25 protein-coding genes are annotated in these 26,185 nt (G+C 71.6%); 10 read left to right on the top strand and 15 right to left on the bottom strand.

What is annotated here, in order from left to right; all coding sequences use genetic code 11:
* Window positions 1-150 precede the first annotated feature (150 nt).
* Together AB0E90_RS27665 and coxB are read right to left on the bottom strand one after the other, a co-directional pair.
* The gene (locus AB0E90_RS27665; protein WP_360411681.1) at window positions 151-576 is read right to left on the bottom strand and encodes a cytochrome c oxidase subunit 4; all 426 of its coding nucleotides are present in this window, start codon (window positions 574-576) and stop codon (window positions 151-153) included.
* Window positions 577-585: 9 nt separating this feature from the next.
* Window positions 586-1,440, bottom strand: a complete 855-nt coding sequence (coxB, locus tag AB0E90_RS27660) for a cytochrome c oxidase subunit II (protein ID WP_360411717.1) — start codon at window positions 1,438-1,440, stop codon at window positions 586-588.
* 258 nt (window positions 1,441-1,698) lie between these two features.
* Here coxB and AB0E90_RS27655 point away from each other — a divergent pair, with 258 nt between their 5' ends.
* Both AB0E90_RS27655 and AB0E90_RS27650 read left to right on the top strand, forming a co-directional pair.
* Entirely contained in the window at window positions 1,699-2,835 is a 1,137-nt protein-coding gene (locus AB0E90_RS27655; protein ID WP_360411714.1) for an aminotransferase class V-fold PLP-dependent enzyme, read from the top strand.
* On the top strand, window positions 2,835-3,044 hold the full coding sequence (locus AB0E90_RS27650) for a sulfurtransferase TusA family protein (protein WP_360411711.1): 210 nt from the start codon (window positions 2,835-2,837) through the stop codon (window positions 3,042-3,044). Before AB0E90_RS27655 ends, AB0E90_RS27650 begins: the two co-directional genes overlap by 1 nt.
* Here AB0E90_RS27650 and AB0E90_RS27645 read toward each other — a convergent pair.
* The 4 genes from AB0E90_RS27645 to AB0E90_RS27630 form a co-directional block, all read right to left on the bottom strand.
* Window positions 3,037-3,534, bottom strand: a complete 498-nt coding sequence (locus tag AB0E90_RS27645) for an ATP-binding protein (protein WP_360411678.1) — start codon at window positions 3,532-3,534, stop codon at window positions 3,037-3,039. The genes AB0E90_RS27650 and AB0E90_RS27645 overlap by 8 nt on opposite strands.
* A gap of 3 nt (window positions 3,535-3,537) precedes the next feature.
* The gene (locus AB0E90_RS27640) at window positions 3,538-4,515 is read right to left on the bottom strand and encodes a carbohydrate kinase family protein (protein ID WP_360411675.1); all 978 of its coding nucleotides are present in this window, start codon (window positions 4,513-4,515) and stop codon (window positions 3,538-3,540) included.
* A 114-nt stretch (window positions 4,516-4,629) separates the two neighbouring features.
* The gene (gene erpA / locus AB0E90_RS27635; protein ID WP_360411672.1) at window positions 4,630-4,998 is read right to left on the bottom strand and encodes an iron-sulfur cluster insertion protein ErpA; all 369 of its coding nucleotides are present in this window, start codon (window positions 4,996-4,998) and stop codon (window positions 4,630-4,632) included.
* Window positions 4,999-5,085: 87 nt separating this feature from the next.
* A complete protein-coding gene (locus AB0E90_RS27630) occupies window positions 5,086-6,189 on the bottom strand; it encodes a glycerate kinase (protein WP_360411668.1) in 1,104 nt (367 codons plus the stop codon).
* A 67-nt stretch (window positions 6,190-6,256) separates the two neighbouring features.
* Here AB0E90_RS27630 and nadA point away from each other — a divergent pair, with 67 nt between their 5' ends.
* The 3 genes from nadA to AB0E90_RS27615 all read left to right on the top strand — a co-directional run bounded on the left by nadA (window position 6,257) and on the right by AB0E90_RS27615 (window position 9,673).
* Window positions 6,257-7,426 carry a quinolinate synthase NadA gene (gene nadA, locus AB0E90_RS27625; protein WP_360411665.1) on the top strand — a complete coding sequence of 390 codons (1,170 nt, stop codon included), beginning with the start codon at window positions 6,257-6,259 and terminating at the stop codon, window positions 7,424-7,426.
* A 214-nt stretch (window positions 7,427-7,640) separates the two neighbouring features.
* Window positions 7,641-8,996 (top strand): UDP-N-acetylglucosamine 1-carboxyvinyltransferase, encoded by a 1,356-nt coding sequence (murA, locus tag AB0E90_RS27620; RefSeq protein ID WP_360411662.1) that lies wholly within the window; start codon window positions 7,641-7,643, stop codon window positions 8,994-8,996.
* 59 nt (window positions 8,997-9,055) lie between these two features.
* Window positions 9,056-9,673: a DUF3043 domain-containing protein gene (locus AB0E90_RS27615; RefSeq protein ID WP_360411659.1), complete on the top strand. Its 618-nt coding sequence runs from the start codon at window positions 9,056-9,058 to the stop codon at window positions 9,671-9,673.
* Here AB0E90_RS27615 and AB0E90_RS27610 read toward each other — a convergent pair.
* Window positions 9,670-9,978 carry an AzlD domain-containing protein gene (locus AB0E90_RS27610; RefSeq protein ID WP_360411656.1) on the bottom strand — a complete coding sequence of 103 codons (309 nt, stop codon included), beginning with the start codon at window positions 9,976-9,978 and terminating at the stop codon, window positions 9,670-9,672. The genes AB0E90_RS27615 and AB0E90_RS27610 overlap by 4 nt on opposite strands.
* Window positions 9,972-10,664: an AzlC family ABC transporter permease gene (locus AB0E90_RS27605; RefSeq protein WP_360411653.1), complete on the bottom strand. Its 693-nt coding sequence runs from the start codon at window positions 10,662-10,664 to the stop codon at window positions 9,972-9,974. Before AB0E90_RS27605 ends, AB0E90_RS27610 begins: the two co-directional genes overlap by 7 nt.
* A gap of 66 nt (window positions 10,665-10,730) precedes the next feature.
* Here AB0E90_RS27605 and AB0E90_RS27600 point away from each other — a divergent pair, with 66 nt between their 5' ends.
* Complete coding sequence (locus AB0E90_RS27600) at window positions 10,731-11,285, top strand: XRE family transcriptional regulator (RefSeq protein WP_360411708.1); 555 nt, start codon at window positions 10,731-10,733, stop codon at window positions 11,283-11,285.
* On the opposite strand, the gene AB0E90_RS27595 is transcribed toward AB0E90_RS27600, so the two are convergent.
* The 3 genes from AB0E90_RS27595 to AB0E90_RS27585 are packed head-to-tail and all read right to left on the bottom strand — an operon-like array spanning window position 11,282 to window position 13,627.
* A complete protein-coding gene (locus tag AB0E90_RS27595) occupies window positions 11,282-12,232 on the bottom strand; it encodes an ATP-binding cassette domain-containing protein (protein ID WP_360411650.1) in 951 nt (316 codons plus the stop codon). The two genes, AB0E90_RS27600 and AB0E90_RS27595, sit on opposite strands and share 4 nt — an antisense overlap.
* Window positions 12,229-13,029, bottom strand: a complete 801-nt coding sequence (locus tag AB0E90_RS27590) for an ABC-2 family transporter protein (RefSeq protein ID WP_360411647.1) — start codon at window positions 13,027-13,029, stop codon at window positions 12,229-12,231. The genes AB0E90_RS27595 and AB0E90_RS27590 overlap by 4 nt, the downstream gene beginning before the upstream one ends.
* Window positions 13,022-13,627, bottom strand: coding sequence for an ABC-2 family transporter protein (locus AB0E90_RS27585; RefSeq protein WP_360411644.1), 606 nt, complete (start codon window positions 13,625-13,627; stop codon window positions 13,022-13,024). The genes AB0E90_RS27590 and AB0E90_RS27585 overlap by 8 nt, the downstream gene beginning before the upstream one ends.
* Before the next feature lie 400 nt (window positions 13,628-14,027).
* On the opposite strand from AB0E90_RS27585, the gene AB0E90_RS27580 reads away from it, so the two are divergent.
* Together AB0E90_RS27580 and AB0E90_RS27575 are read left to right on the top strand one after the other, a co-directional pair.
* On the top strand, window positions 14,028-19,673 hold the full coding sequence (locus AB0E90_RS27580) for a WG repeat-containing protein (protein ID WP_360411641.1): 5,646 nt from the start codon (window positions 14,028-14,030) through the stop codon (window positions 19,671-19,673).
* Window positions 19,674-19,679: 6 nt separating this feature from the next.
* Window positions 19,680-20,678: an aldo/keto reductase family protein gene (locus AB0E90_RS27575; protein WP_360411705.1), complete on the top strand. Its 999-nt coding sequence runs from the start codon at window positions 19,680-19,682 to the stop codon at window positions 20,676-20,678.
* 2 nt (window positions 20,679-20,680) lie between these two features.
* Here AB0E90_RS27575 and AB0E90_RS27570 read toward each other — a convergent pair whose 3' ends face one another.
* Together AB0E90_RS27570 and AB0E90_RS27565 are read right to left on the bottom strand one after the other, a co-directional pair.
* The gene (locus tag AB0E90_RS27570) at window positions 20,681-21,511 is read right to left on the bottom strand and encodes a site-2 protease family protein (protein ID WP_360411638.1); all 831 of its coding nucleotides are present in this window, start codon (window positions 21,509-21,511) and stop codon (window positions 20,681-20,683) included.
* Window positions 21,512-21,521: 10 nt separating this feature from the next.
* On the bottom strand, window positions 21,522-21,719 hold the full coding sequence (locus AB0E90_RS27565) for a hypothetical protein (protein WP_360411635.1): 198 nt from the start codon (window positions 21,717-21,719) through the stop codon (window positions 21,522-21,524).
* 84 nt (window positions 21,720-21,803) lie between these two features.
* On the opposite strand from AB0E90_RS27565, the gene AB0E90_RS27560 reads away from it, so the two are divergent.
* Together AB0E90_RS27560 and AB0E90_RS27555 are read left to right on the top strand one after the other, a co-directional pair.
* Window positions 21,804-23,729 (top strand): bifunctional adenosylcobinamide kinase/adenosylcobinamide-phosphate guanylyltransferase, encoded by a 1,926-nt coding sequence (locus AB0E90_RS27560; RefSeq protein ID WP_360411632.1) that lies wholly within the window; start codon window positions 21,804-21,806, stop codon window positions 23,727-23,729.
* A gap of 251 nt (window positions 23,730-23,980) precedes the next feature.
* Window positions 23,981-24,652, top strand: coding sequence for an adenosylcobinamide-GDP ribazoletransferase (locus AB0E90_RS27555; RefSeq protein ID WP_360411629.1), 672 nt, complete (start codon window positions 23,981-23,983; stop codon window positions 24,650-24,652).
* Here AB0E90_RS27555 and AB0E90_RS27550 read toward each other — a convergent pair.
* Together AB0E90_RS27550 and gcvT are read right to left on the bottom strand one after the other, a co-directional pair.
* Entirely contained in the window at window positions 24,623-24,991 is a 369-nt protein-coding gene (locus tag AB0E90_RS27550) for an MmcQ/YjbR family DNA-binding protein (RefSeq protein WP_360411626.1), read from the bottom strand. The genes AB0E90_RS27555 and AB0E90_RS27550 overlap by 30 nt on opposite strands.
* Entirely contained in the window at window positions 24,988-26,076 is a 1,089-nt protein-coding gene (gcvT, locus tag AB0E90_RS27545) for a glycine cleavage system aminomethyltransferase GcvT (RefSeq protein ID WP_360411623.1), read from the bottom strand. The genes AB0E90_RS27550 and gcvT overlap by 4 nt, the downstream gene beginning before the upstream one ends.
* Between the last annotated feature and the right edge of the window lie 109 nt (window positions 26,077-26,185).

The raw sequence follows: 26,185 nt of genomic DNA, 5'->3' as shown, positions 1-26,185 counted from the left end.
CATGCAGTTTGAGTACTACTCCGGCACCCGGCACACCGCCGAACACTGACCCCCGCGGGCTCAACTCATTGACGGCGACCGCGCGGGTCGTTCCCTGGATACGCCCTCGTTACAAAAAATGGGGTATTGGCTGGGCTTAACCCGCGGGGGTCAGTGTTCGGCGGTGTGCCGGGTGCCGGAGTAGTACTCAAACTGCATGGCGCACGCTGAGAAGATCACCATGATGAGGCCGGCGCCGATCAGCCACCACATCCAGAAGACCAGACCGAGCGCGGCGATGGCGGCGGAGAGGGCGATCCCGAACGGCCAGTAGGACCCCGGGCTGAAGAAGCCGATCTCGCCGGCGCCCTCGGCGATCTCGCCGTCCTCACGGTCTTCCGGTCGCAGCTCGATACGCCGGGAGACGAACCAGAAGAACCCGCCGCACATGGAACAGAGCAACCCCGACATGATCAGCGCCACGACGCCGATCCACTCGGTCTGCCCGGTCTCGCCGTGGGTCCAGAAGCCATAGAGCGCAGACGCCGCGAACAGGAACGCCGCAACCCCGACGAAGATCTTGTATTCAGTCTTCACAGCAGACCCCTACTTCCCCGCGGCCACGGTGTTGGACTGGTTCCAGCCGCTGGCCTGCCGGCGGGTGTTCAGCGGGACGGTGGTCACCGCGTACGCCTCCTTGCCGGTGAAGCCGATCTGCGCCATCGCTTCCTGAGTGGTGGCGCCGCCCTTCTTCGCCGTCAGGTAGGTGTCGAACTTGTCCTTCGACACCGCGACCAGCTCGAACTGCATGAAAGCGTGGTAGGTGCCGCACAGCTCGGCGCACCGGCCGACGTAGCGGCCTTCCTTGTCGAGCGTCGCCTCGAAGACGTTGCGGGCGCTGCCCGGGAACACGTCGCGCTTGAACAGCATCTCCGGCACCCAGAACGAGTGGATGACGTCCTTGCTGGTCTCCTCGAACCGGATCTTCTCGCCCACCGGCAGCACCAGCAGCGGGATGACGTCGGCCGAGCCGACGGTCGAGGCGACCGTGTTGGCGTCCTTGCCCATGCCGTCGCGGTAGTCGAACTCCCACTGCCACTTGAACGCCGTGACCTGGACGATCTGGTCGGGGTTCTTGGAGAGCTTGTCCACATCGGTCTGCACGATGGCGGTGTAGTAGAACAGCACCGCCACGATCAGGATCGGGGTGACCGTGTAGAGGACCTCCATCGGCATGTTGAACCGGGTCTGCACGGGCAGCTCGTCGCCGCGCTTGCGGTACCGGATCACGCACCAGAAGATCAGGCCCCACACGAAGATGCCGACGATGAGCGCCGCGATGACCGAGGCGATCCACAGGTCATACATCTTGTGTGCCTGCAGGCTCACGCCGCGGCTGGGCCACCCGAAGTTGCCGAATGCTTTCCCGAAGCCCTCAATGGAGCAGCCCGAGAGCAGCATCAGCAGGCCCGCGGCGCCGAGACCAAGCCCGGCGATCCGGGATGCGGTCCGCGGCCGTGTGGCCTTGCTCTTTGCGCCCACCTGCTTATGCCTCCTTAGCAGCGCCGCCCCACCCGAAAAGGGACATCGAGCGGCAAGGCGTACCGACGGTCGCAGACTACTCGACCAAAACCCGCCGTCCGGTTTCGGGGGTCGGATCTTGAACCGCCTGCGAGCACACCTCAACAAACGGACGATACCGTTCCGGGAGTGGAATACATGGGCGTTCCCGCCGGAGCGGCGGCTTATATGGACGCGGCCAGCGCGGTTCCACTGCATCCGGTGGCGGCCGAGGCGCTGATGGCGGCGCTCGCGGACGGCTGGGCCGATCCGGCGCGCCTCTATTCCGCGAGCCGGCGGGCCCAGCAGCTGAGGGACGCGGCGCACGCCGCTTTCGCCGAGGCATTGGGTGTACGGGTGGACGAGGTGTCCCTGTGGCCCTCGGGCACGGCTGCGGCGCAGGCGGCGGTGCTCGGTGGACTGGCCGGCCGCGCCCGGCACGGCGACACCCTGGTGCACTCGGCGATCGAGCATTCGGCCGTCCTGCACGCGGCCCGCAAGGGCAAGGCGACCGAGGTCGGCGTCGACCGCGAAGGCCGGCTCGACCTGGCCGCATGGGACCGGGCGGTGTCCGCGCCGGGGGTGGCCCTGGCCAGCCTGATCAGCGCGAGTCACGAGGTGGGGACGCGGCAACCGGTGGCCGCGGCGGCGGATTACTGCGCCGAGGCCGGGGTGCCGCTGTTCGTGGACGCGGCCCAGTCGGTCGGCCGGGCGCCGGTGCCGCCGGGCTGGTCGCTGCTGAGCGCGAGCGCGCACAAGTGGGGCGGGCCGCCGGGCGTCGGCGTGCTCGTGGTCCGCAAGGGTGTGCGCTGGATCTCGCCGTACCCGCAAGATGATCTTTATCGCCCTGGTCTGCCGGGCGCCCTGGACCTGCCGGCGGCGGTGGCGGCCGCGGCGAGCCTGCGCGCCGTTCTCGGCGAGGCGCAGGCCGAGGCGGTGCGGTTGTCGGCCCTGGTGGACCGCATCCGCGAGCGGGTGGCGGCGACCGTGCCGGACGTCGAGGTGGTGGGTGATCCGGTCGACCGGCTGCCGCACCTGGTGACGTTCTCCTGCCTTTATGTGGACGGCGAGGCGCTGCTGCACGCGCTGGACCGGCAGGGGTTCGCGGTGTCGTCGGGCTCGTCGTGCACGGCGTCGACGCTGCGCCCGAGTCACGTGCTGGAGGCGATGGGCGTGCTGAGCCACGGCAATGTGCGGGTGTCGCTGCACCGGGGCACGACCGCGGACGAGGTGGACCGCTTCCTCAGCGTCCTGCCGGGCCTGGTGCGAGAGATCCGAAAAGAGGCGGGCATGTGATGACCCTCGACTGCCTCGGGCAGAAATGCCCACTGCCCGTCATCGCTTTGGCACGGCAAATCCGAAATGCCGAAGTCGGGGAGGTCATTCGCGTGCTGGCCGACGACCCAGCCGCCGCCAATGACATCCCGGCCTGGTGCCGGATGAAGGAGCAGGAGTACCTCGGTTCGCCGTCGAAAAACGCCTTCGAGATCAAAAGACTCAGCTGAGGTACGCCACCACCGGCGCAACTGGCTCGACCGCCAGCGAGGTGTCCACCACCAGGCGCGGTCCCAGGTACGGCTCGTATTCCTTCTGCCGCTCCAGGACCCGCACCCAGTCGGGAACGCCGTCGTGATCGCGCGTCGCGTAGCGCGCCTCGACCCGCCGCCGGTGCTCGGCGTCGTCGCCGCAGACCACCTCGACGACCCGCAGCGGCACGCCGGCCCGCTCGGCCACCTCGACCCAGAGCTGGCGGGCCGCCTTCACCGGGCTGACCGCGTCGATGATCACGTGGTGGCCGATCTTGAGATTGACCTCGGCCAGCGCGGCCACCGCCCCGTACGCCGCGTAACCCGGGCGCGGTTCGGTGACCTCGTAGCGCTGCAACGTGAAATCGACGATGTCGACGGCAAGCACCGTGGCCGGGAGCGCGCCGGCCACCTGGGCGGCCAGCGTGCTCTTCCCGACACCGGGCAGCCCGGCGAAGACAGCCAGCATGTCTTACGCCGGAAGGAAAGACTTGATCTCGGCGGCCGCCACGTCGCCGTACGAGTCGGCGAAGCGCTTGGCGAAGTCCTCGCCCCTGATGTCGTACTCCTGCGGGCCGACCGACTCCAGCACCAGCGCCGCCACGAGGGAGCCCACCTGGGCGGCCCGCTCGAGGCCGAGGCCCCAGCCGATCGCGGCGAAGAAACCGGCCCGGAAGCCGTCGCCGACGCCGGTCGGGTCGTCGGGGATGACGTCACGGGCGACCGGCACGTGGATCCGCTCGATGTCGCGGCCGGTGATCTCCACGCCGTCCTTGCCGAGCGTGGTGACCCGGATCTTGACCTGCTCGAGCACCTGCTCGCCGGTGAGCCCGGCCTTGGTCTCGAGCAGCGAGCGCTCGTAGTCGTTGGTCAGCAGGTATTCCGCGCCGGAGATCAGGGTCAGCACGTCGCTGCCCTCCATCCGGGCGAGCTGCTGCGACGGGTCGGCCGCGAACTTGAAGCCGCGGGTCCGGCACTCCTGCGAGTGGCGGATCATCGCGGCCGGGTCGTTCGCGCTGATCAGCACGAGGTCGACGCCGCCGGCGCGCGCGGCGACCGGGCCGAGCTCGATGTTGCGGGCCTCGGACATCGCGCCCGCGTAGAACGAGGCGATCTGGTTGAGGTCGTCATCGGTGGTGCAGACGAAGCGGGCGGTGTGCGCCACCTCGCTGACGTGCACAGAGTCGCAGTCGACACCGTGCCGCTCGAGCCAGGACCGGTAGTCGGCGAAGTCGACGCCCACCGCACCGACCAGGATCGGGCGGAGACCGAGCTGGCCCATGCCGAACGCGATGTTGCTGGCCACCCCGCCGCGCCGGACCACCAGGTCGTCGACGAGGAAGGAGAGCGAGACCTTGTGCAGCTGGTCGGCGATGAGCTGGTCGGCGAACCGCCCGGGGAAATGCATCAGATGGTCGGTGGCGATCGAGCCGGTGACGGCGATCTTCATGTCGGCCCTCGAGGTTCGGGAACAGGGGGCGTTACGTGCGAAGCCTACCGGCACGTTACGCGCAGCAGGCCGTCCCGTTAACGGGACGGCCTGCTGCTTGCGTTATGGGATGGCTCAGTGGAAAGAGTCACCGCAGGCGCAGGAGTTCTGCGCGTTCGGGTTGTCGATCGTGAAGCCCTGAGCGTCGATGCGGTCCGCGAAGTCGATGGTCGCGCCGGCGAGGTAAGGGGCGCTCATCCGGTCGACGACGACCCCGACACCGTCGAAGTCATTTACCACGTCGCCGTCGAGCGAACGCTCGTCGAAGAAGAGCTGGTAACGAAGGCCGGAGCAGCCACCGGGCTGAACGGCGATGCGCAGGCGCAGGTCGTCGCGCCCTTCCTGTTCGATCAGGGCCTTGACCTTGACCGCGGCGACGTCGGTAAGGATGACGCCGGTCGGCGCCGCGACCTCGGTCGACTGGGTGTGCGCTTCAGTGGTCACTGCGTATCTCCCTGCAGGGTGCGGTCATGTGCCGTACTGCCCAACGCTAACCCTGATCGGAACGATTCCCAATCCGGGTGGCCCAGCTCACCTGCTCCAGTGTTGCGAAAGTTCACCGGCGATCTCGGTGAGACCCCGGGCGGGCTCGGCCAGGGCGGTCGTCTCCGAGCCGAAATGATCGGTCAGCGACACCGTCTCGGTCACCCCGGCACTGGCCGCCTCGCGGAAGCCGGTCTCGTTGCGCCCGCACACGACGATGCAGGGCAGGCCGCGGTCGCGGGCGCCGTTGGCGATGCCGGCCACCACCTTGCCGCGCAGCGACTGGTGGTCGAAGGAGCCCTCGCCGGTGATCACCAGCTCGGCCGCGTCCAGCTCGGCGGTCAGCCCGATCAGCGTGGTGACCAGGCCGATGCCGGAGACGACCCGGCCGCCCAGGGCGATCAGCGCGGCCCCGATGCCACCGGCCGCGCCGCCGCCCGGCGCCACCTCGAGGTCGGTCACGCCGAAGGCCTTCTCCAGCACCCCGGCGAACTGTTCGAGTGCGGCGTCGAGGCGGTAGACGTCCTCCTCGGTGGCGCCCTTCTGCGGGCCGTAGATCTTGCTGGCGCCGTGCAAGCCGGTCAGCGGGTTGTCCACGTCGGTCGCGGCGACCAGGCGCACGTCACGCAGCCGGGGCTCGCCGGCCAGCCCGGCGGCCGCGTTCAGGTAGGCGCCGCCGTACGGCAAGGCGTAGCCGGCCACGTCGACCGGGGCAGCGCCGAGCGCGGCCAGCATGCCGGCCCCACCGTCGTTGACGGCCGAGCCGCCCAGGCCGATCACGATCTCGGCCGCGCCGGCCTCGACCGCCGCCAGCAGGAGCAGGCCCAGCCCGTACGACGTCGCGGTGTTGGGGTTGCGCTCTTGTTTGGTCAATAGGTGCAGGCCGCAGGCCTGGGCGCTCTCGATGTACGCCGTGTTGCCGGCCAGCAGCACCTCGCCGCGGGCGGGGCGGCCGAGCGGGTCGACCGTCTCGACCTCGATCAGGCGCCCGTCGAGCGCGGCCGCGAGCACCTCGACGAAGCCGGGGCCGCCGTCGGACAGCGGCCGCTGGACGAGGTGATCGGAGGCGGACCAGCCGGCCGCGATGGCGGACGCGGCGGCGGGGGCGGAGAGGGTCCCGGCGAACTTGTCCGGGCAGATAAGTACGCGCACGCGTTGAGTGTGGCAGGCCACTATGAGCGAGGGAGATGGCCGTCCCGCGCTGTGCGACGATGATTTTGTGACGTCGACTTGGACCGAACCAGCCAATACGGCTACCGCGCTGCTCCTGCTCGGCCGGGCCACCGATCCCGCCTCCGAGCGTGGCGTGGACTGCCCCGGTGATCTGCCCGCCCCGAGCGACCCCGACCTGGTCGCCCGGGCCACCGCGGCGAAGGCCGCGCTCGGCACCCGGGTCTTCGTCCTGGGCCATCACTACCAGCGCGACGAGGTCATCCAGTTCGCCGACGTGACCGGCGACTCGTTCAAGCTCGCCCAGCAGGCGGCCGCCCGCCCCGATGCCGAGTTCATCGTGTTCTGCGGCGTGCACTTCATGGCCGAGAGCGCCGACATCCTGACGACGCCGGCGCAGAAGGTCGTGCTGCCCGACCTGGCGGCCGGCTGCTCGATGGCCGACATGGCGGTGCTCGGCCAGGTCGAGACGGCGTGGGAGCGCTTCGAGGACCTCGGCATCACCGGTGACATCGTCCCGGTGACGTACATGAACTCCTCCGCCGACATCAAGGGCTTCGTCGGGCGCAACTCCGGCGTGGTCTGCACGTCGTCGAACGCCAAGCGGGCCCTGACCTGGTCGTTCGAGCAGGGGTCGAAGGTCTTCTTCCTGCCCGACCAGCACCTGGGGCGCAACACCGCCGTACTCGACATGGGCTTTGATCTTGATGATTGTGTTCTTTACGACCCGCACAAGCCCGGCGGTGGCCTGACCGATCAGCAGCTGCGCGACGCCAAGATGATCCTGTGGCGGGGGCACTGCTCGGTGCACGGTCGTTTCACCCTGGACAGCGTCCGCGAGGTTCGTGAGCGCATTCCTGGCGTCAACGTGTTGGTCCACCCGGAGTGCAAGCACGAGGTGGTGCAGGCCGCCGACTACGTCGGCTCGACCGAATACATCATCAAGGCCCTCGACGCGGCGGCGCCGGGGTCGGCGTGGGCGGTCGGGACCGAGCTCAATCTGGTGCGGCGGATGGCGCTCGCCCACCCGGACAAGCAGATCACGTTCCTCGACCGGGCGGTCTGCTACTGCTCGACGATGAACCGGATCGACCTCCCGCACCTGGTGTGGGCGCTCGAGGAACTGGTGGCGGGCCGGGTGCCGAACCAGATCACGGTCGACGCCGACACCGCGCACCACGCGCGCGTCGCGCTTGACCAGATGCTGGCCCTTCCGTAACCCTGAGTAACCGTTAAGGCGCAGCCCGGAAAGGGCTGCGCCTTTATGTTGTCTTAATCATCAGCATTTCCTCGCCGTGTGGGCGTTGTGCCGACTTCCCTTATTGTCACTCAGCGCTATGCTTCCCCGGTTGCAGAAGCGGGTACCCCCCACCCGCGCAATGCCCCTCGACAACACTTGGGCGGCCCCGACCGCCCACCGGCTGGAGGTTACGTTGACCGACGACGTCTTGGTCGTGCACGGCGGTGCGCCGCTGCAAGGTCAGATCCGGGTCCGTGGCGCGAAGAACCTCATTTCGAAGGCGATGGTCGCCGCCCTCCTGGGCGAGACGCCGAGCCGCCTGTACGACGTGCCGCGCATCCGCGACGTCGAGGTCGTTCGCGGCCTGCTCGAACTGCACGGCGTCAAGGTCACCGACGGGGTCGACGACGGCGAGCTGGTGATGGACCCCACGAACGTGGAGAGCGCCAGCACCGACGAGATCAACGTGCACGCCGGTTCGAGCCGGATCCCGATCCTGTTCTGCGGCCCGCTGCTGCACCGCCTCGGCCGGGCGTTCATCCCCGACCTGGGCGGCTGCCACATCGGCCCGCGCCCGATCGACTTCCACATCCAGGCGTTGCGCGAGTTCGGCGCGGTGGTCGACAAGGCGCCCGAGGGCATGCACCTGAGCGCGCCCAACGGCCTCAAGGGCGCCAAGCTGGAGCTGCCCTACCCGAGCGTCGGCGCCACCGAGCAGGTGCTGCTCACCGCCGTCCGCGCCGAGGGCACCACCGAGCTGCGCAACGCCGCCATCGAGCCGGAGATCATGGACCTGATCTGCGTGCTGCAGAAGATGGGCGGCATCATCACGGTCCACACCGACCGGGTCATCGAGATCCAGGGTGTGCCGAAGCTGCACGGTTACGCGCACAAGCCGATCCCGGACCGGATCGAGGCGGCCAGCTGGGCCGCGGCCGCGCTCGCCACCAAGGGCGAGATCGAGGTGCTCGGCGCCCGGCAGGCCGACATGATGACGTTCCTCAACGTGTTCCGCTCGATCGGCGGCGAGTTCGAGGTCACCGACGACCGGGTCGGCCGGCCCGGCGTGACCGGCGCCGAGGGCGGCATCAAGTTCTGGCACCCGGGCGGCGACCTGCAGCCGGTGGCGCTGGAGACCGACGTCCACCCCGGCTTCATGACCGACTGGCAGCAGCCCCTGGTGGTCGCGCTGACCCAGGCCCGCGGCCTGTCGATCATGCACGAGACGGTGTACGAGCAGCGGCTCGGCTACACCGATGCGCTCAACCAGATGGGCGCCACCATCCAGGTCTACCGGGACTGCCTCGGTGGCACCCCGTGCCGGTTCGGGCGCCGCAACTTCAAGCACTCGGCCGTCATCGCCGGCCCGTCCAAGCTGCACGCGGCCGACCTGGTCATCCCCGACCTGCGGGCCGGCTTCGCCCACCTGATCGCGGCGCTGGCCGCCGAGGGCACCTCCCGGGTGTACGGCGTCGACCTGATCAACCGCGGCTACGAGGACTTCGAGAACAAGCTGGCCGCGCTCGGCGCGCACGTCGAACGGCTCTGATTTGTAAAGATGAGCGGCGCGGTGTCAACGACATCGCGCCGCTTGGCTACTCTCCTAGCGTGTCCTCGCTTTTTCGCCGCAAGTCAGCCGACGTCGCCACCCCCGATTCCGCGGAGGAGGTGACCGAGGCTGCCCCTCGGCCGAAGAGCTACACGCCCAGCAAGAAGGAGCTCGGCCAGGTCACGCCCAAGCGGCAGAGCACCGGCCGCAAGGTCAACGCCCCCGCTCCGGAGAACCGCCGCGAGGCGATGAAGCAGATGCGCGAGCGGCAGCGCGTGGAGCGCGCCGAGGCCACCGAGGGCATGCGCAACGGCGACGAGCGTTACCTGCTGGCCCGTGACCGCGGCCCGGAGCGGGCGCTGATCCGCAACTACATCGACTCCCGGCGCACGGTCGGCACCTGGTTCTTCGGCGGCGCGCTGATCGTCCTGATCGGCTCGACGATCCAGAACAAGCAGGTCCAGCTGGCCAGCAACCTGCTGTGGGCCCTGCTCGCGGTCGCGGTGATCGTCGACAGCGTGCTGATCGCCCGCAAGGTCAAGAAACTGGTCAACGAGCGCTTCCCGAAGTCCGACCAGCGGATGGGCGCCCTGCAGTTCTACGGCGTGATGCGCGGCCTGACGTTCCGCCGGATGCGCGTCCCGAAGCCGCAGGTCGAGCTCGGCCAGAAGCTCTAGGGCACACCCGCCAGCCGGAGCAGTGCCGCCGTCGCGGCGGCGGCCAGCACCACCACGACGAACGGGGCCTTGCGCCAGGCGAGGACCCCGCCGACGAGCACGCCTAGCGGCCGCGCGACGCCGGCGAAGTCCGTGCCGGCCATCAGCGCGGCGGTTCCGGCCAGCGCGGCGAGCAGGGCGGCGGCCGCCATCGGCAGCAGCCGCTGCAGCGTCGCGGAGAGCTTCAGCCGCCCGCGCAGCAGCACTCCGCCGAGCCGCATGCTGTAGGTCCCGACGCCCAGGGCGATGATCGCGGCGATCAGCATGACGGCTCCGTCCGGCGGCGGCGCGGGCGAATGAGGGTCAGCAGGCCCAGCAGCGCGCACATCACCGGCAGGCCGGCGGGCAGGACCGGGGTCAGCAGGACGGCGATCGCGGCGCCGGTCAGCGCCACCGCGCGGGTGGCCCGATCCTTCAGCGACGGCATGATCAGGGCCAGCAGCGCGGCCGGGAACGCCGCGTCGAGACCGAGCGCGTCCGGATCGCCGGTGGCGCCGCCCAGCAGCACGCCCAGCGCGGTACCGATGTTCCAGGACGTGAACAGCGTCAACCCGATGATCCAGTAGACCCGGTGGCGGCGGGCCGGATCCGGCTCGGCCAGCGTGAACGCGGCCACCTCGTCGGTCAGGAAGTGGCTGCCGATCACCCGGTCCCGCAGGCGTGGCCCGACCGCCTCCGACACGGCCAGGCCGAACGGCAGGTGGCGGGCGTTGAGCAGCAGGCCGGCCACCACGGCGGCGACCGGGTTGCCGGCCGCGAACAGGCCGACGGCCAGGAACTGCGAGCCGCCGGCGAAGACCACCGTCGACATCAGGAACGGCACCCAGACCGGCAGGCCGTACGCGATGGCGATGGCCCCGAACGACGCGCCCACCGCGATCATGGCCGCGGCGATGGTGGCCGCGTCGCGCCGGAGTACGCGATCCTCGGCCGTTCGCTGTACCGTACGCATGGTTTGAAATATTGAACGATGAGCCCGGCGTTCGTCAAATCGAACGACCTGATCGACGGAGCGAACATGCAGCAGCCGGCACCCCCGCTCGCCACGATCGCGACGGCCCTGCGCCGCGAACGCGAACGGGTCGGCATCTCCATCGCCGAACTGGCCCGCCGGGCCGGCCTGGCCAAGTCGACGCTCTCCCAGCTGGAGGCGGGCAGCGGCAACCCGAGCATCGAGACCCTGTGGTCGCTCGGCGTGGCCCTCGGCGTGCCGTTCAGCCGGCTGGTCGAGCCACCCCCGTCACAGGTGCGGGTGATCCGGGCCGGCGAGGGCCCGCGGCTGCTGGCCGACAAGTCGGTCTACGCGGCGACGCTGCTGGCGGCCGGCTCCGCCCACGCCCGCCGCGACCTCTACGTGCTCGAACTCGAGCCGGGCACGCCGCGCGAGGCCGAGGCGCACATCCCGGGCAGCGTCGAGCATCTCGTCTGCGCCGCCGGCCGGATCCGCACCGGCCCCGAGGGCGAGGAGGTCGACCTCGGGCCGGGCGACTACGTGACCTTCCCCGGCGACGTCCCGCACCGTTACGAGGCCCTCGAGCCGTCCTGGGCCGTGCTCGTCATGGAACACGTCTAGGTGGCCTGGTAGAGGCGGGCCACCACGTCCTCGATGTCCGGCTCCAGCACCGACAGGTCGCGCACCGAGGCGACCGCGACCAGGCCGGCCACCGCCGTGCCGGCCGACGCGCCGTCCAGCGCGAACGTCACCCGGTGGCCGTCCGCCTCGACGCCGGTCAGCGACGCCCCGGGCAGCGTGAACCCCGGCGGCAGCGGCTCGTCGAGGTCCACCACGAGGCTGCGCCGGGAGCCGTACCGGGCATGCAGCGCCTCGATGGTGCCGTCGTGCACCACCCGGCCGTGGTCGATCACCACGAGCCGGTCGCAGAGCCGCTCGATGTCGGCCAGGTCGTGGGTGGTCAGCACGAGCGTCACGTCGCCGGTCGCGCCCAGCTCGGCCAGGAACGAGCGCACCGCCTGCTTGCTCACCACGTCCAGTCCGATCGTCGGCTCGTCCAGGAACAGCACCTTCGGGCCGTGCAGCAGCGCCGCGGTGATCTCGCCGCGCATCCGCTGCCCGAGCGACAACTGCCGCACCGGGGTGTCCAGGAAGGAGTCCAGGTCGAGCAGGTCGCGACAGCGGCGCAGCCGGGTCTCGTGCTCCGCCGGCGGCACCCGGTAGATGTGCCGCAGCAGCTGGAACGACTCGCGCAGCGGCAGGTCCCACCACAGCTGCGACCGCTGCCCGAAGACCACGCCGATCCGCAGGGCGAGCCGGGTGCGCTGCGGCACCGGCGCCAGCCCGAACACCGACACCTCGCCGGAGGTCGGCGACAGCACCCCGGTCAGCATCTTCAGCGTGGTCGACTTGCCGGCGCCGTTCGGGCCGATGTAGCCGACCATCTCCCCCGGCTCGATGGTCAGGCTCACCCCGTCCACGGCCGACACGGTGCGTTTCTCCCGCCGCAGCCGGCCGGCTTTCACGCGTACGTCAAAATCTTTTCGAAGGTCTTGCATCCGAATCATGAGCCCGTACTCCGGTAGTGACGGATGCCGATGCGCCAGACGGCGGTGGCGATCGCCACCGCCGGGAGCGCCACCAGCGGGGAGACGTAGCCGGCCCAGGCCGGCAGACCCAGCGGATCGGCGCGGCCGAGCAGGGCCAGCGCCGGCTGATAGGCCACAAAACCAAAGCCGAGTGTGTACGCGAACAGGTCGCGGAACCAATTGCTGTAAACCGTGATGGGGTACGACGTGAAATCGCGCCCGCCGTAAGTGAAGCCGTTACCGATCTCGCCCGACTCGACCCACCAGAACGCGAAGCTCGCGGTCAGCACGAAGATCGCCCCGAAGAACAGGGCGGCGCCGACCGGGGCGGCCGCGGCCAGCAGCACCCGGCCGACCGTCCAGTGCACGTCGTTCGCGACCAGCGCCACGGCGTAGACGGTCGCGCCGAACACCAGCCGCAGCACCTTGCGCAGCGGCAGATCGGTGAAGACCAGCTGCGGCAGCACCGGCAGCGGCCGGGTCAGCATCGTGTCCAGCAGCCCGGTCCGCACGTACCGCTTCAGGTCGTCGATGTTGCCGACCGTCATGTCGGCGAGCACGAACCCGAACGCGGTGAGGCCGGTCATCAGGACCGCCTCGGCCAGTGTGAAACCGCCCACCGTGGCGGTGGCCCGGAACAGCACGAAGACCGTGGTCACGTCGAGGGCGGTGGCGCCGACGTTGCTCAGCACCTCGGCCGCGAACGACGCCCGGTAGGACAGCATCGACCGCCACTTGCCGCCGGCCAGGGCGGCGTAGATCCGGGCGTTACCCACCCTGGACCACCAGCTTGCGCTCGGCCCGGCGCTGCACCCATGCGGCCAGGGCCAGCAGGACGACCGCCCAGATCGCCTGCAGCGCGACCAGGCCGGCCTGCACGAGCGGGCGGTCCCGCTCGACCAGCACGTCCAGCGGGCTCTGCAACAGGCCCGGCAGCGGCGTGGCCACCCACAACGTGACGGCCAGCCAGTCGGGCAGCAGGCGCAGCGGGAAGTAGAGGCCGGCCAGCACGCCCGAGCCGAGGGTCCACAGCAGGATCGGGCCGCGGGCGTCGTGCAGCCAGTAGGCGGTCGCGTTGACCAGGTAGCGGCAGCCGAAACTGCCGAGCACGGCCAGGACGATGGACAGCATGAACAGCGGGACGGTCGGCCACCGATGCGGCAGCGCCAGCGGGAAGAAAAGTGCGCCGGCGATCAGCGGGCCGATGAAGCGCGTGAGCATGCCGTGCAGGCCACGGCCCAGGTCGGCCGCGAGATACGACACGACCGGAGGAACCGGACGTAACAGGTCGGATGCGATGTCGCCGGAGCGGATCCGGTCGGACAGTTCGGTCCAGCCCCAGATCCCGGTAACGGACAGTAAGCCCTGTCCCACCCAGACGTATGTCGCCAATTGTTCCGCGTCGTACCCGCCCGGGCGATTGCCCGTTGCTCCGGCAGCCACGGCCAACAGCACATAGCAGCGAAGGAAGCCGAAGACTATGTTGGTGAACGATCCGGCTATGGTGGCCTGCCGATAGGTCGCGTAGCGCCGGAAACCCGACCACACCAGTGCACCGAAAGTAGCGACGGAAACGCGGAACGGTCGGCTGGGAGAGATCGTCAGCACCCTGGCGTCAATCCCGTCCACGCCGTTAATCTCCTTTCAAACCCCCCGCAGTGGAGCCGGGAGACTCTACCCGGGTCTCCGGACGGCCACCGCGCATTTTCGACCGAGAAGTGGATTTCGCCGTGACGGAGCGTCGCCAATTGCCGGGCCTGCTGCTGGCTGCCCGATGAACGGCTGGAGCTCGCAACTCGGCGACGACCGGTGGGGCGACGAGCCCGCCTGGGTGTACGAGATCACCTGGGAGTGGGAGCCGCTGCCCGGCCAGCGCTATCCCGGTGACCCGGGCCGCCGTAAGGCCGTGCACACCCCGGTCTACGAGGCCTCCGGCTACGTTCCCGACGAGCAGGCGCAGCAACGGCCCGCCCAGCCCCAGCGCGAGTACGACCAGCGGGAGAGCAGCGGCTACGCCCGGAGCGGCGGCGCGGTGCCGGCGCAGCAGCGCGACGAGCCGTCGTGGAACCGGCCGATGTCCATGCCCGACCGGATCACCGATGATCGGCACCCGCAGACACCGGGCCGTCCCACGCCGCCCGGCCGCCCGGCGCCGCCGGACCAGCGCCGCGGTTCCGCCCCGGTGTACGGCCGCCAGTCCGAGTCGCAGTTCCGCGACCAGTCCCAGCCGCCTCGTCGCGATTCCCGCGATCCGCGCGATTCCCGCGATGACTTCCAGCGCGATGCACAGCAGCCGCACCCCGGATCCCCCGCCGGCCGGTCGCAGCCTCCGCAGCCGCAGTCTCCGCAGGCTTACGGCGCGGCCCGGCCGCCCTATTACGGCCGTCGTCCCGACGAGACCCCGGACCAGTCGCAGCGCTCCGCCCCTGGGCCGCGGCCGGTGTCGCCGGGCTCGCCCGGGGTTTACGGAAGCGCCCGTCCCGCCCCGGCCGAGGCCTTCCCCAACTACGACGGGCAGCGCCCGCCCGGACGACGTTCCGACGCGCCCTTCGACCTGCGCCCCGCGCCCGAGATCGGCACCCCCATGACCGCCCGGCCGGCCCCGCAGCCGACGAGGGTCACGCCGTCGCAGCCGGCCTCGCCCCCGTCGCCGATGTACCCCTCCGTCCCCGGCCAGGCCCGCCCGGTCTCCGGCCCGGCCCACGTCGGCCCCGCCCACATCGGCCCGGGCGACTCTGCCGCCTACCCCCGGCCGGTCTCCGCACCCGCGGCCGACCAGGGCTACCCGCGCCCGGTCTCCGCACCGACCGGCGACCGCGGTTACGCACGACCGGCACCGGGCGACCGCGGCTACCCACCCGCGGCCGACCAGCGAAACCCTCGCCCGGTCTCCGCCCCCGCGGCCGAGCACGCCTACCCCCGGCAGGCGCCCACCGGCCAGGGCTACCCCCTGCCGGTGTCCACACCTGCGGCCGAGCAGGGTTACCCGCAGCGACCCCCGGCGGCCGACCAGGGTTACTCCCGGCCCGGCTACCCCCAGCAGCCGCATTCAGCCACGCCCGCGGCCGACCAGGGCTACTCCCGGCCGGTCTCCGCGCCCGCGACCGAACACGGCCGGCCCCAGCAGCCACACTCCCCCGCAGCCGACCAGGCCTACCCCCGCCCGGTCTCCGCACCCGCAGCCGACCAGACCTACGCCCGGCCCGTCTCCGCACCCGCGGCCGACCAGACCTACCCCCGGCCCGTCTCCGCACCCGCGGCCGACCAGACCTACCCCCGGCCCGTCTCCGCACCCGCAGCCGACCAGACCTACCCCCGGCCTGCCTCCACACCCGCGGCCGACCAGAACCGCCCCCGGCCCGTCTCCGCACCCGCAGCGGAGCACGCCTACCCCAGGCAGACGCCAGCGCCCGCAGCCGAGCAGGGCTACCCGCGGCCGGTCTCCGCACCGGCGGCCGAACAGGGCTATCCGCAGTCGGCTGCCGAGCCGGAAGGCGAGCGCGGCTACCCGAGCGGGCCGACGTCGGCGCCTGCCTCCGCCCAGCCGGTCAGTGGCGGAGGCCCGCAGGTGCGCGCCTGGAACTCGGCGGCCGAGGAGAGGCGCTTCGAGGTGCCGCCGGAGTCGCACGCCTATGCGCCGGCCGAGGAGGAGTTCGCGCTGCCGGACGGCCCGACCGCTGGTTCCGGCGTCGAGCCGGTGACTGCACCACCCGCCACCGCGCCCGAGCCGAACTGGGCCGAGTCGGCCTGGGCCCGCTCCGCCGCACCCCCGGCATCGGACGAGACCTCGAACGACGCTCAGCCCCAAGCCGAGCCGGAACCCGAGCCGGAGCCCGAGGGCCACGGCCTGGGCTGGCTGCTGTCGATGAGCGGCCTCGGCGCCCCGACCCAGGTGCCACTCGACCCGACCACGCCGGTGGAGTCCGCGCGGCCGGCATCCGCCCCACCCGCCTCGGCACCGCCGGCCTCCGCTGCGCCGGCTCCTGCCGCACCGACTTCCGCAGTGCCGATTTCCGCAGTGCCGGCTTCCGCAGTGCCGACCTCTGCGCTGCCTTCCTCTGCAGTGCCAGCCTCTGGGCTGCCTGCTTCTGCGGCGCCGGCCTCCGCTGTGCCGGCCTCCGCTGTGCCGGCTTCGGCACCGCCCACCTGGCCCGAGTCGGTCGTGCTCTCCTCTACCCAGCCTGTCTCGGCGTCCCACACGGCAACTGCGGACCATGCCACCGAGCCCGAGCTGGAACCGGCCACTGACGAGAACGCCCCGGTCAGCGGCGCCCCGGAGAAACAGAATTGGTTCGCCCCGGTCCCGGACACCCAGTCGCTCACGAACCCGGACGCCACCACGCCCGAGCCGGTCTCCACACCGGGGCCGGCCGCCGAGTCGTTCTCGTCGAAGACCGCCGAGGGCTTCCCGGCGAGCACCACGCCTGTCAGCGCTGCGCCGACCGAGCCCGCGCGGTTCTCCGCATTCGGCGGGCCGGCAACAAGCACGCCGGTCAGCTCCGCACCGGCAGCCACGTCGCCCGCGGACACCTCCCCGGCAGAGCCCGAGCCGGCGCGTTTCCCAGGCTTCGGCGAACCAGCGAACAGCGCCCCGGCCAGCCCGGCGTCAGCCGACCCCACCCCGGCAAGCGAAACGCCCGTGAGCGCCACCCCGGTCGAGCCCACCGCGTTCCCGACCTGGGACGCGCCCGCCAGCACAACGCCCACCAGCGCCGCACCGACCAGTGCAACGCCGGTAAGCGCCTCGCCCGCTCAGCCCGAGCCCACCGCTTTCCCCACTTGGGACGCGCCCGCAAGCACAACTCCGGCCAGCGCGGCCCCCGTCAGCGCAACGCCGGCGAGCGATGCCTCTGCCGCGCCGCAGCCCACAGCTTTCTCGACGTGGGACGCCCCCGCCGGCACGACCCCGGCCAGCGCCGCGCCCGTCAGCGCCTCCTTCGCCGAGCCCGAGCCCGCCGCCTTCCCCACTTGGGAGGCGCCCGCCGGCACGACCCCGATCAGCGCTGCGCCAGCCAGCGCAACCCCGGTCAGCGCCGCACCCGCCCAAGCCGAGCCCGATGCCTTCCCCACCTGGGACGCTCCCGCCAGCACCGCCCCGATCAGCGCCGCGCCAGCCAGCGCAGCGCCCGTGAGCGGGGCTCCGGTGAGTGCCACCCCCATCGACCGCGAGTCCGCCGAACTCTCGACCTTCGACGCGTCTTCCGGCTCGGCGCCGGCCGGCGGCCCGCCTGCGGACTACTCGCCGTTCAGCACGCGGCCCACCAGCGCGACACCGTTCGACACACAGTCGGCCGACGCCGCGCCGTTGGGCGTGCGGCCGACCAGCGCCACCCCGTTCAGCGCGAGCCCCGTCAGCGCGGAACCGACGAGCGCCGGCCCGGTCGGCGCAGACTCGGTCGGCGCTGCGCCGAACAGCGCAAACCCGGCGAACACGGCCCCGACCAGCGCGACAACGGGCGCGGAACCGATCAGCGCGGAACCGATCAGCGCGGAACCGATCAGCGCGGAACCGATCAGCGCGGAACCGATCAGCGCGGAACCGATCAGCGCGGGCCCGGCGGAGGCTGCGGCGGTTGGCTTTGAGCTGGTGCACGCTGATCCGGTTGAGGCTGAGCTCGTTGACCATGAGCCGGTTGATGCCATGTGGGTTGAGGCTGAGGTCTTTGTTGCGGCCGGTGGATCGGTTGTCGATGCGCCGGAGCTGCCGGCTCTCGAGTCGTCGTCCCGCGCTGCTGACTCCGAGCACGTCGGGGAGTCGGAGGACGGCCCTCGACCGGAATCCGCCGGCGATGTTGCGCCGGAGCGCGCCGCGGTGCCGGAGACGGATGAGGCGGGGGCGGCGGACGGCTCCGTGGCTACGCCGGTCGGTGGCGGTCCGGCGGACGGAACCGGGGCGGCTCCCGATGAGTCGGGGCTCTCCGCGTCGGTCGAAGCGGCGGAACGGGCTGGTTCGGCGGGGACGTCGGCGCCCGTACATCTGAATGGCGAAAGTGCCGGGCAAGCGCAAGGCGCGGCCGAGAGCAGCGGCGACGCTCAGCCTGCGGATTCCGGCAATGCGGAGGACGCGGCCGGGAGTGCCGTTCGTGGGCCTGTCCGGCAACGGAAGGGGTCGGCGGGCAAAGACCGGCGGGCGGATCCGGAGCAGGTGCTCGCGGATTATCCGTGGGCGTTCGATCCGGCGACGCTGCGGGAGGAGATCGACGACGACGCCCCGATGTGGGTGGTCGTGGATCGGCTGACCGACAAGCTGGAATATGCCGAGCGGGATGCGGTGCGGGCCCGGCTGTTGAGCCTGCGGGCGGTGGCGCAGCGGCTGCTCGGTGAGCTGGACGCCGCGGTGCAGGACGGGCGGCAGGCGCTCGAGCATGCGCAGGCCACCGGTGAACTGCGGCGGACCGCGATCGTGCAGGCCCGGCTCGCGCATGCGCTGCAGTGGCGGGGTGATCATGCCGAGGCCGACAAGCTGTATGCGGAGGCCAGTTCGCCGGAGCTGCCGTCGCGGTTGCGGGCCGAGATTCATGAGCTGGCCGGGCGGTCGGCGTTCGATCAGGGACGCTACCTGGAGGCGATGAACCACTTCGAGACGGCGCTGGACCTGCGTAAGGGCGCCGACCCGGACCTGGTGGAGCGGATCGAGCTGGCTCTCGACACGATCACCGGGAAGACCGCGGGCGGTGACTGGGGGCCCTATCCGCGGACCCACGACGAGATCCTCGGGCTCGCCGAGTCGCCGCGGCCGATCCGGGACGAGCGGTCGGGGCTGTGGGGCTATGTGGGGGCGGTGCCGCCGCGGTATGCGCAGGCGCAGCCGTTCGCGGACGGCCTGGCCTGGGTGCGGCGACCGGAGTCGCCGGCCTGGGAGCTGATCGACCTGGAAGGTGCGGTGGTCATCGACGCCTCGTCGGGCTATCGGGCGGCCGAGCGGTTCGCCGAGGGGCTGGCCTGGGTGTCCCGGGACGAAGCCGGCGGCTGGTACGCGATCGACCGGCAGAACCGGCTGATCGTGCCGGGCGGGTTCGACGACGCGAAGCCGTTCCACCACGGGCTGGCGCTGATCCGGCGCGGCGGCTGGGGCGTGATCGACCGGCACGGGCGGGTCGTGGTGCAGCCGCGGTTCCTCGGGTTCGTGACGCCGCTGGTGTCCGGTGGGCCGATCGAGGGCTTCACCGATGACGGCCTGGCCGTGGTGGACGCCGGCGACCGGGTCGGCGTCGTCGACCGCAGCGGGCAGATGATCGTCGAGCCGGGGTACGCGACCATCGTGATCCACCCGGTGGCGTTCCTGATCGCCGACCAGTACGGGCTGTGGGGCGCGCTGAACCGCAAGGGCGAAATGCTGATCGAGCAGAAGTACAAGGAGCAGGCCGATGTGCTCGAGGAGCTGGACCGGCTACTGACCGACGGGCGTCCCGTTCTATAAATGGGCATGGAGTTCCGTCATCTCGGCCGTTCCGGCCTGCTCATCAGTGAGATCGCCTACGGCAACTGGATCACCCACGGTTCCCAGGTCGAGGAGGATGCCGCGCTCGCCTGCGTGCGGGCCGCCCTCGACGAGGGGATCACCACCTTCGACACCGCGGACGTCTACGCGGGCGGCCGCGCCGAGGAGGTGCTCGGCCGGGCGCTGAAGGGCGAGCGCCGCCAGGGCCTGGAGATCCTCACCAAGGTCTTCTGGGCGACCGGGCCCGGCCCCAACGACCGCAGCCTGTCCCGCAAACACATCATGGAGTCGATCGACGCGTCGCTGCGCCGGCTGCAGACCGACTACGTGGACGTCTACCAGGCGCACCGCTACGACTACACGACGCCGCTCGAGGAGACCATGCAGGCGTTCGCCGACGTGGTGCGCTCCGGCAAGGCGCTCTACATCGGGGTGTCCGAGTGGAACGCCACCCAGCTCCGCGCCGGGTGGGAGATGGCTCAGGATCTGAAGATCCCGTTCGTCTCGAACCAGCCGCAGTACTCCGCGCTCTGGCGGGTCATCGAGGCCGAGGTGGTGCCCACCTCGATCGAGCTGGGCATCGGCCAGGTGGTCTTCTCACCGATCGCGCAGGGCGTGCTCACCGGCAAGTACGAGGTGGGCAAGCAGCCGCCGGCCGGTTCGCGGGCGACCGACGAGAAGAGCGGGGCGAACTTCATCTCCCGGCTGATGAGCGACGAGGTGCTGTCGGCGGTCGCCGAGCTCAAGCCGCTCGCCGAGCAGGCCGGCCTGTCGATGGCGGCCCTCGCGGTGGCATGGGTGCTGCAGAACGCGAACGTCTCGGCGGCGATCATCGGCGCTTCGCGCCCCGAGCAGGTCAAGGACAACGTCAAAGCCTCAGGTGTACGGCTGGAGCCGGACCTCATGAAGGCGATCGACGCCGTCCTGGAGCCGGTGACCGAGCGGGACCCGGCGAAGACGCAGAGCCCCGCCCGCCGGCCGTAGCGCTAGCTGCCGCTCCAGAACCGCATCAGCTGGAGTCCGTACTGGATGAGCACCTGGGACAACCCCAGGTGCTCGCCCAGCCAGTAGACGATGGTGAAGAACCAGTCGCCCAGCCGGGTCTGCCAGAGGGCCAGGAAGAGCAGGATGAAGCCGTACGGCGCGAAGAGGTTCCAGGCGCGCTGGTAGGCCGGGCTCATCCACGGCTGGATGATGCTGCCGCCGTCCAGGCCGGGGATCGGCAGGAAGTTGAGCACGCTCGCGGTGATCTGCAGGAACGCCAGGGCGGCCAGGGCGCTCCAGAAGTCGAGGTGGGCGGCCTCGCCGGTCGCGACGTATTGCCCCGTGGCGGTCGGGACCAGCTTCAGGCCGAAGCCGGCCCAGAACGGCGCCGCCACGATCAGGGCCAGCAGCACGTTGGTGAGCGGGCCGGCCGCGCTGATCAGCGAATCCTTGGCCTTGCTGCGGATGTATTGGTGATCGATCCAGACGGCGCCGCCGGGCAGGCCGATGCCGCCGAGGATCACCACGATCACCGGCAGCACGATGGACAGCAGCGGGCTGGTGTATTTCAGCGGGTTGAGACGAAGGTAGCCGCGGTCGGCCACCGTCTTGTCGCCGGAGAAGAAGCCGACCAGGGCATGTGCATATTCGTGCAGGCACAGGGACAGCAGCCAGCCGGTGACGATGAACAGGAACACGTCGACCTTGACGTTGCCGAAGCCGGCCCAGGTCATCCAGCCGCTCACGCCGAAGACGGCGAGGATGCCGACGAAGACCGGGCTCGGCACGAACGCGTTGCGCGGGGTGCGGGTGTAGACCGGTTCGTAGGTCACGTCTAGTCCGCTATTCCGCCGGGAGCAGGCTCATCTTGTAGTCGACCCGGTCGTCCTCGACCAGGACGACCTGGGCCACGCCCGAGCCGGCCAGCTCCTGCCACTCCTGGCCGATCCATGACTCGGCGTCGGACTGGCTGCTGAACGTCTCGGCCGGGCCGGTGACCGACTGTCCGTCGACGTTCTCGTACCGCCAAATCCACGGCATCCGCCGTTCCCCCTTACGTCTGTGCTCGGTGCGGCCTCCACCCTACGGCTTCTGCCTGTGCGGCCCGGCCTTAAGGTACGGGGCATGTCCGATGATCGGTGGCAGACGGTCCTGGTGCTCGGCGGCATTCGTTCCGGCAAGTCCGCGTTCGCCGAGGCGCTGATCGCCGGCGCCGCCTCGGTGCTCTACGTGGCCACGGCCGTGGGTGGCGAGGACGACCCGGAGTGGCGCGGGCGCATCGAGGCACATCAGCGGCGCAGGCCACAGTCGTGGTCGACCGAGGAGACCGGGGCGGATCCGGGGCGGCTGGCCACCCTGCTGGCCGACGCGAAGCCGGACGACACGCTGCTCGTCGATGACCTCGGCGGCTGGGTGGCGGCGCTCCTCGACCCGGCCCGGCAGCCCAACGACGACGAGGCCGACGTGGCGGCGCTGGCCGCCGCGGTCCGTTCGTGCGCCGGGCGTGTCGTGTTCGTCAGCCCCGAGGTCGGGCTGACTCTCGTGGCGGCCACGCCGGTGGGCCGGGCGTTCACCGACGCGCTGGGCACCACGAACCAGGCCCTCGCCGAGTCCTGCGACCGGGTGGCCCTGGTGGTCGCCGGCCGGCCGGTCTGGCTCAAGGGCGCCGACGTTTCGGATTTGTCCGAAAATTCGGTAGCGATGCCGACGGCCGTCGCGCCGCAGCCGGTCACGCCCGCTCCGGCCACGCTCGATTCGGCCACGACCGATTCGGCCACGCTCGCACCGACCGCGCTCGCTCCCGCCGTTGAGCCGGCCGCGCCGCAACTGGTCGCCCCGGCCGCCGAGGCGGAGGCGCCGGCGCCGGCCGCGGTGATCAACGAGCCGACCCAGCAGCTCCCCACGATCGGCGGACTGGTCGCCATCGAGCCCGGCATGGACCTGCCGATGCCGGACAGCGACGCCGGTCCCGACGCCCGCGACCGCCTGGCCGGTGTCGACTTCGCCGGCGCGGGTCTGGGCGCGCTGACCGAGGCGGTCGAGTTCGCCGCCGGCACCCAGGGCACCACGATCCCCCGCGCCTGGACCTCCCCGCGCGTCCTGCTGATCTCCGGCAGCCACGCCGGCGGCGCCGCGGCCGGCGACGACCCGGCCGACGTGGAACGCCGCGTCGCCGAGGTGGAACACGGTGAGGGTGTGCTGAGCCGCCTGGCCGGCCAGGCGGGCGCCGACATCGCCGTGCTGCGGGTCGCCGCCGGCGGCGCCATGGAGGACGGCCCGGTGATCGACGACGCCGCGGTCGAGGTCGCCCTGCGGCAGGGCTGGCGCCTCGCCGAGGCCGCCGCCGACGCGGGCCGCGACCTGATCGTGCTGGCCTCGATCGGGGTCGGCACCGACGCGGTGGCCACCGCGGTCTCGGCCGCTACCACCGCCGCCGAGGCGGCCGCCCTGCTGCCGCGGGTGCTGCGGCCGGGCGGCTTCTACGACGACGAGGCCTGGATGGTCCGCTGCGCGGCGATCCGGGACACGCTGCACCGGATCCGTCAGGAGTCGCGCGGCGCCAAGGACATCCTGCGCGAGCTCGGCGGCGCCGACCTGGCGGTGGCGACCGGCGCGCTGCTGGGCGCGGCGTCGCGGCGGCTGCCGGTGCTGCTGGACGGCCCGCTCGGCATCGCGGCGGCCCTCGTCGCGCGGGACATCGGCAGCCAGATCCGGCATTGGGCGCTGCTGCCCGACGACGGCGGCGTGGAGCTGGTGCGGCAGGGCGCCGACGTGCTGGGCCTGCAGTCGGTGCTCGACCTGGGCCTCGGCCTGGGCGAGGGGGCGAACGCGCTGGCCGCGCTGCCGCTGCTGCGCACCGCGATCGGCCTGGCCGCGGCCGCGCCGGTGCACCCGGCCATGCTGGCCGAGCCGGGCGACGGCGGCCTGACCGACCTCCTCGCACCGAACGACGACGAGCCCGCCGACGACGGCGCCGAGCCGTCCGACGATGACGGCGACTACACCGAGCCCACGCCGGACGGCCCCGGCCCAGCCACGACCGGGGCGTGAGCAAGGACCCGAGCATGGCCGAGAAGCCGAGCGCGGGCCAGCCAAGCGCGGGCCAGCCAAGCGCGGGCCAGCCGAGCGCGGGCCAGCCAAGCGCGGGCCAGCCAAGCGCGGGCCAGCCAAGCGCGGGCCAGCCAGGTGTAGGCCAGCCAGGTGTAGGCCCGGAACCGGGCGTGGACCGGGGCACGAGCGCCGGGGCCGGTCTTCGGCTGGCTGTTACGACGCTGACGGTTTTTCCGGTTCGTGGTGGGCGGGTGGATCGGGGCGCCGCGGGCTGGGCGATGTCGCTTGCGGCGCTGGTGGGTGCGGCGCTCGGCGGGGGGCTCGGCGCGGTCCTCTGGGGTCTGCGCGAGCTGGGCGCTCCCCCGCTGGTGGCGGCGGCCGTGACGGTCGCGGCGGCGGCGCTGCTGACGCGCGGCATGCACCTGGACGGCCTGGCCGACACGGTGGACGCGCTCGGCTCCTACCGGTCCGGCGCCAAAGCCCTGGAAATCATGAAGAAGTCGGACATCGGGCCGTTCGGGGTGGCGGCCGTCGCGCTGACCCTGCTGATCCAGACCGCCGCGCTCACCGAGATCTCGCCGTGGGCGCTGATCGCGGCGTTCGCGGCCGGCCGGCTGGCGATCACGGTGGCCTGCCGCGCGGGCGTGCCGGCGGCCCGGCCCGAGGGACTGGGGGCGCTGGTGGCGGGCACGGTTCCGGCGGTGGTCGCGTTCCTCGCCGCGATCGTCGTGGCGGTCGCCGCGGCGGCCGCCAGCCCGGACCGTCTCTGGCAGGGGCCGGCCGCCGTCGCCGTCGCGCTCGCCGTGGTGCTGGCGCTGCTGCGTCATGCGGTACGCCGGTTCGGTGGCATCACCGGTGACGTGCTGGGCGCCTCGGTCGAGCTGGCCACCACGTCAGCCCTGGTCGTGCTCTCCCTGCGCTGAGTCGTAGGCGGCCACGACCCGCTTCGGCGCGGTCCGCCGCCACGCCTCGATCACGAGCTGGCGCAGCTCGCCGGGGTCGGCCCGGGCGAGGTCGACCCGCACCCAGCCGAACCGCCCGACGTAGGCGGCCTTCTGGTAGACCTCGGGCGCGCCCGCGATCAGCTCGGCCTGGTCCTCCAGGGACGCCTTGACCGTCGCGGTGGTCGACTCCTCGCTGCCCGAGGCGAACATCTTGTCGCCGTAGCGCAGCGTCGGGTGGTCCCACTGCTCGACGAAGACCTCGCGGGTGCCGGGCAGCGCGAGGACCCAGTCGCGGAGCTGTCCGTAGGTGACGCTCACCGCACGGAGGGCTGCACGAACGGCGGCTTGACGACCTTGGCGGCAACCCGCCGTCCGCGGACATCGATCTCGACGTCGTCACCGTCGGTGACGCCGGCCGCGGTGTCGATCAGGGCCAGAGCGATGCCGACCTTCTTCGTCGGGGAGAACGTGCCGCTGGTCGTCCCGCCGATGAGCTGCTCCCCGGCGTACACCTGCATGTGTCCGCGGGGGATGCCGCGGCCCGTCAGTTCCAGGCCGCGCAGGACCCGCCGCGGACCCTGGGCCTTCTCGGCGAGAAGCGCCTCGCGGCCCCAGAACGCGGGCTTCGACCAGCCGACCGCCCAGCCGGAGCGGGCCTGCACCGGGCTGATCTCGAGGGACAGCTCCTGGCCGTGCAGCGGGTAGCCCATCTCGGTGCGCAGCGTGTCGCGTGCGCCCAGCCCGCACGGCCGCACCCCGGCGGCGGCGATCGCGTCCCAGACCACCTCCGCGTCGTCCCACGGAACCACCAGCTCGTAGCCGTGCTCGCCGGTGTACCCGGTGCGGCAGACGATCAGCTCGGTGTCACCCGGCGTGGAGGTGGTGAACGACATGTAGTCGTGGTCGGTGGGCAGGCCCAGCTTGCCGAGCACGTCGGCGGACGACGGGCCCTGGACGGCGAGAATCGCGTACGCCTGGTGTTCGTCGGTGACCGTGAGGCCGGCCGGCGCCACCGCGGCGAGCCGGCGCACCACCTCGGCGGTGTTCGCCGCGTTCGGGATGAGGAAGACGTCGTCGTCGGCGAACAGGTACGCGATCAGGTCGTCGACCACGCCGCCGGTCTCGTCGCAACACAGCGTGTACTGCGCCTTACCGGGGTGGATGCGGCCCAGGTCGTTGGTGAGGCAGGAGTTCACGAAGGCGGCCGCGCCCGCCCCGCGCACCCGGGCTTTGCCCAGGTGGGACACGTCGAACACGCCCGCCGACTCGCGCACGGCCGCGTGCTCCTTGAGGACACCGCCCCCGGCGTACTCCAGCGGCATCTCCCAGCCGCTGAAGGCGGCGAGCTTGGCACCCAGGGCGACGTGGCGCTCGTGCAGCGGCGATCGGAAAAGGGCAGACATAGGAGTCAACTTACCCGTGACCTTGGGAGTCGTTATTGTCGCGGGGACGCCCTTCACCCGGAGCCATCGCGCCGGGAGATCCACCGACAGCCGGCCCGCCCAAGAGGAC

Source organism: Actinoplanes sp. NPDC026619 (genome assembly GCF_040638295.1).
Taxonomy (GTDB): Bacteria; Actinomycetota; Actinomycetes; order Mycobacteriales; family Micromonosporaceae; genus Actinoplanes.
This window is presented reverse-complemented; position numbering and strand designations above follow the sequence as displayed.

Bases quoted from the DNA above. Each gene is read 5' to 3' on its own strand.
- coxB (WP_360411717.1), bottom strand. From the start codon at position 1,440: ATGCTGCTCTCGGGCTGCTCCATTGAGGGCTTCGGGAAAGCATTCGGC.
- AB0E90_RS27655 (WP_360411714.1), top strand. From the start codon at position 1,699: ATGGGCGTTCCCGCCGGAGCGGCGGCTTATATGGACGCGGCCAGCGCG.
- AB0E90_RS27650 (WP_360411711.1), top strand. From the start codon at position 2,835: ATGACCCTCGACTGCCTCGGGCAGAAATGCCCACTGCCCGTCATCGCT.
- AB0E90_RS27645 (WP_360411678.1), bottom strand. From the start codon at position 3,534: ATGCTGGCTGTCTTCGCCGGGCTGCCCGGTGTCGGGAAGAGCACGCTG.
- AB0E90_RS27640 (WP_360411675.1), bottom strand. From the start codon at position 4,515: ATGAAGATCGCCGTCACCGGCTCGATCGCCACCGACCATCTGATGCAT.
- AB0E90_RS27610 (WP_360411656.1), bottom strand. From the start codon at position 9,978: ATGCTGATCGCCGCGATCATCGCCCTGGGCGTCGGGACCTACAGCATG.
- AB0E90_RS27605 (WP_360411653.1), bottom strand. From the start codon at position 10,664: ATGCGTACGGTACAGCGAACGGCCGAGGATCGCGTACTCCGGCGCGAC.
- AB0E90_RS27600 (WP_360411708.1), top strand. From the start codon at position 10,731: ATGCAGCAGCCGGCACCCCCGCTCGCCACGATCGCGACGGCCCTGCGC.
- AB0E90_RS27595 (WP_360411650.1), bottom strand. From the start codon at position 12,232: ATGATTCGGATGCAAGACCTTCGAAAAGATTTTGACGTACGCGTGAAA.
- AB0E90_RS27580 (WP_360411641.1), top strand. From the start codon at position 14,028: ATGAACGGCTGGAGCTCGCAACTCGGCGACGACCGGTGGGGCGACGAG.
- AB0E90_RS27575 (WP_360411705.1), top strand. From the start codon at position 19,680: ATGGAGTTCCGTCATCTCGGCCGTTCCGGCCTGCTCATCAGTGAGATC.
- AB0E90_RS27565 (WP_360411635.1), bottom strand. From the start codon at position 21,719: ATGCCGTGGATTTGGCGGTACGAGAACGTCGACGGACAGTCGGTCACC.
- AB0E90_RS27560 (WP_360411632.1), top strand. From the start codon at position 21,804: ATGTCCGATGATCGGTGGCAGACGGTCCTGGTGCTCGGCGGCATTCGT.
- gcvT (WP_360411623.1), bottom strand. From the start codon at position 26,076: ATGTCTGCCCTTTTCCGATCGCCGCTGCACGAGCGCCACGTCGCCCTG.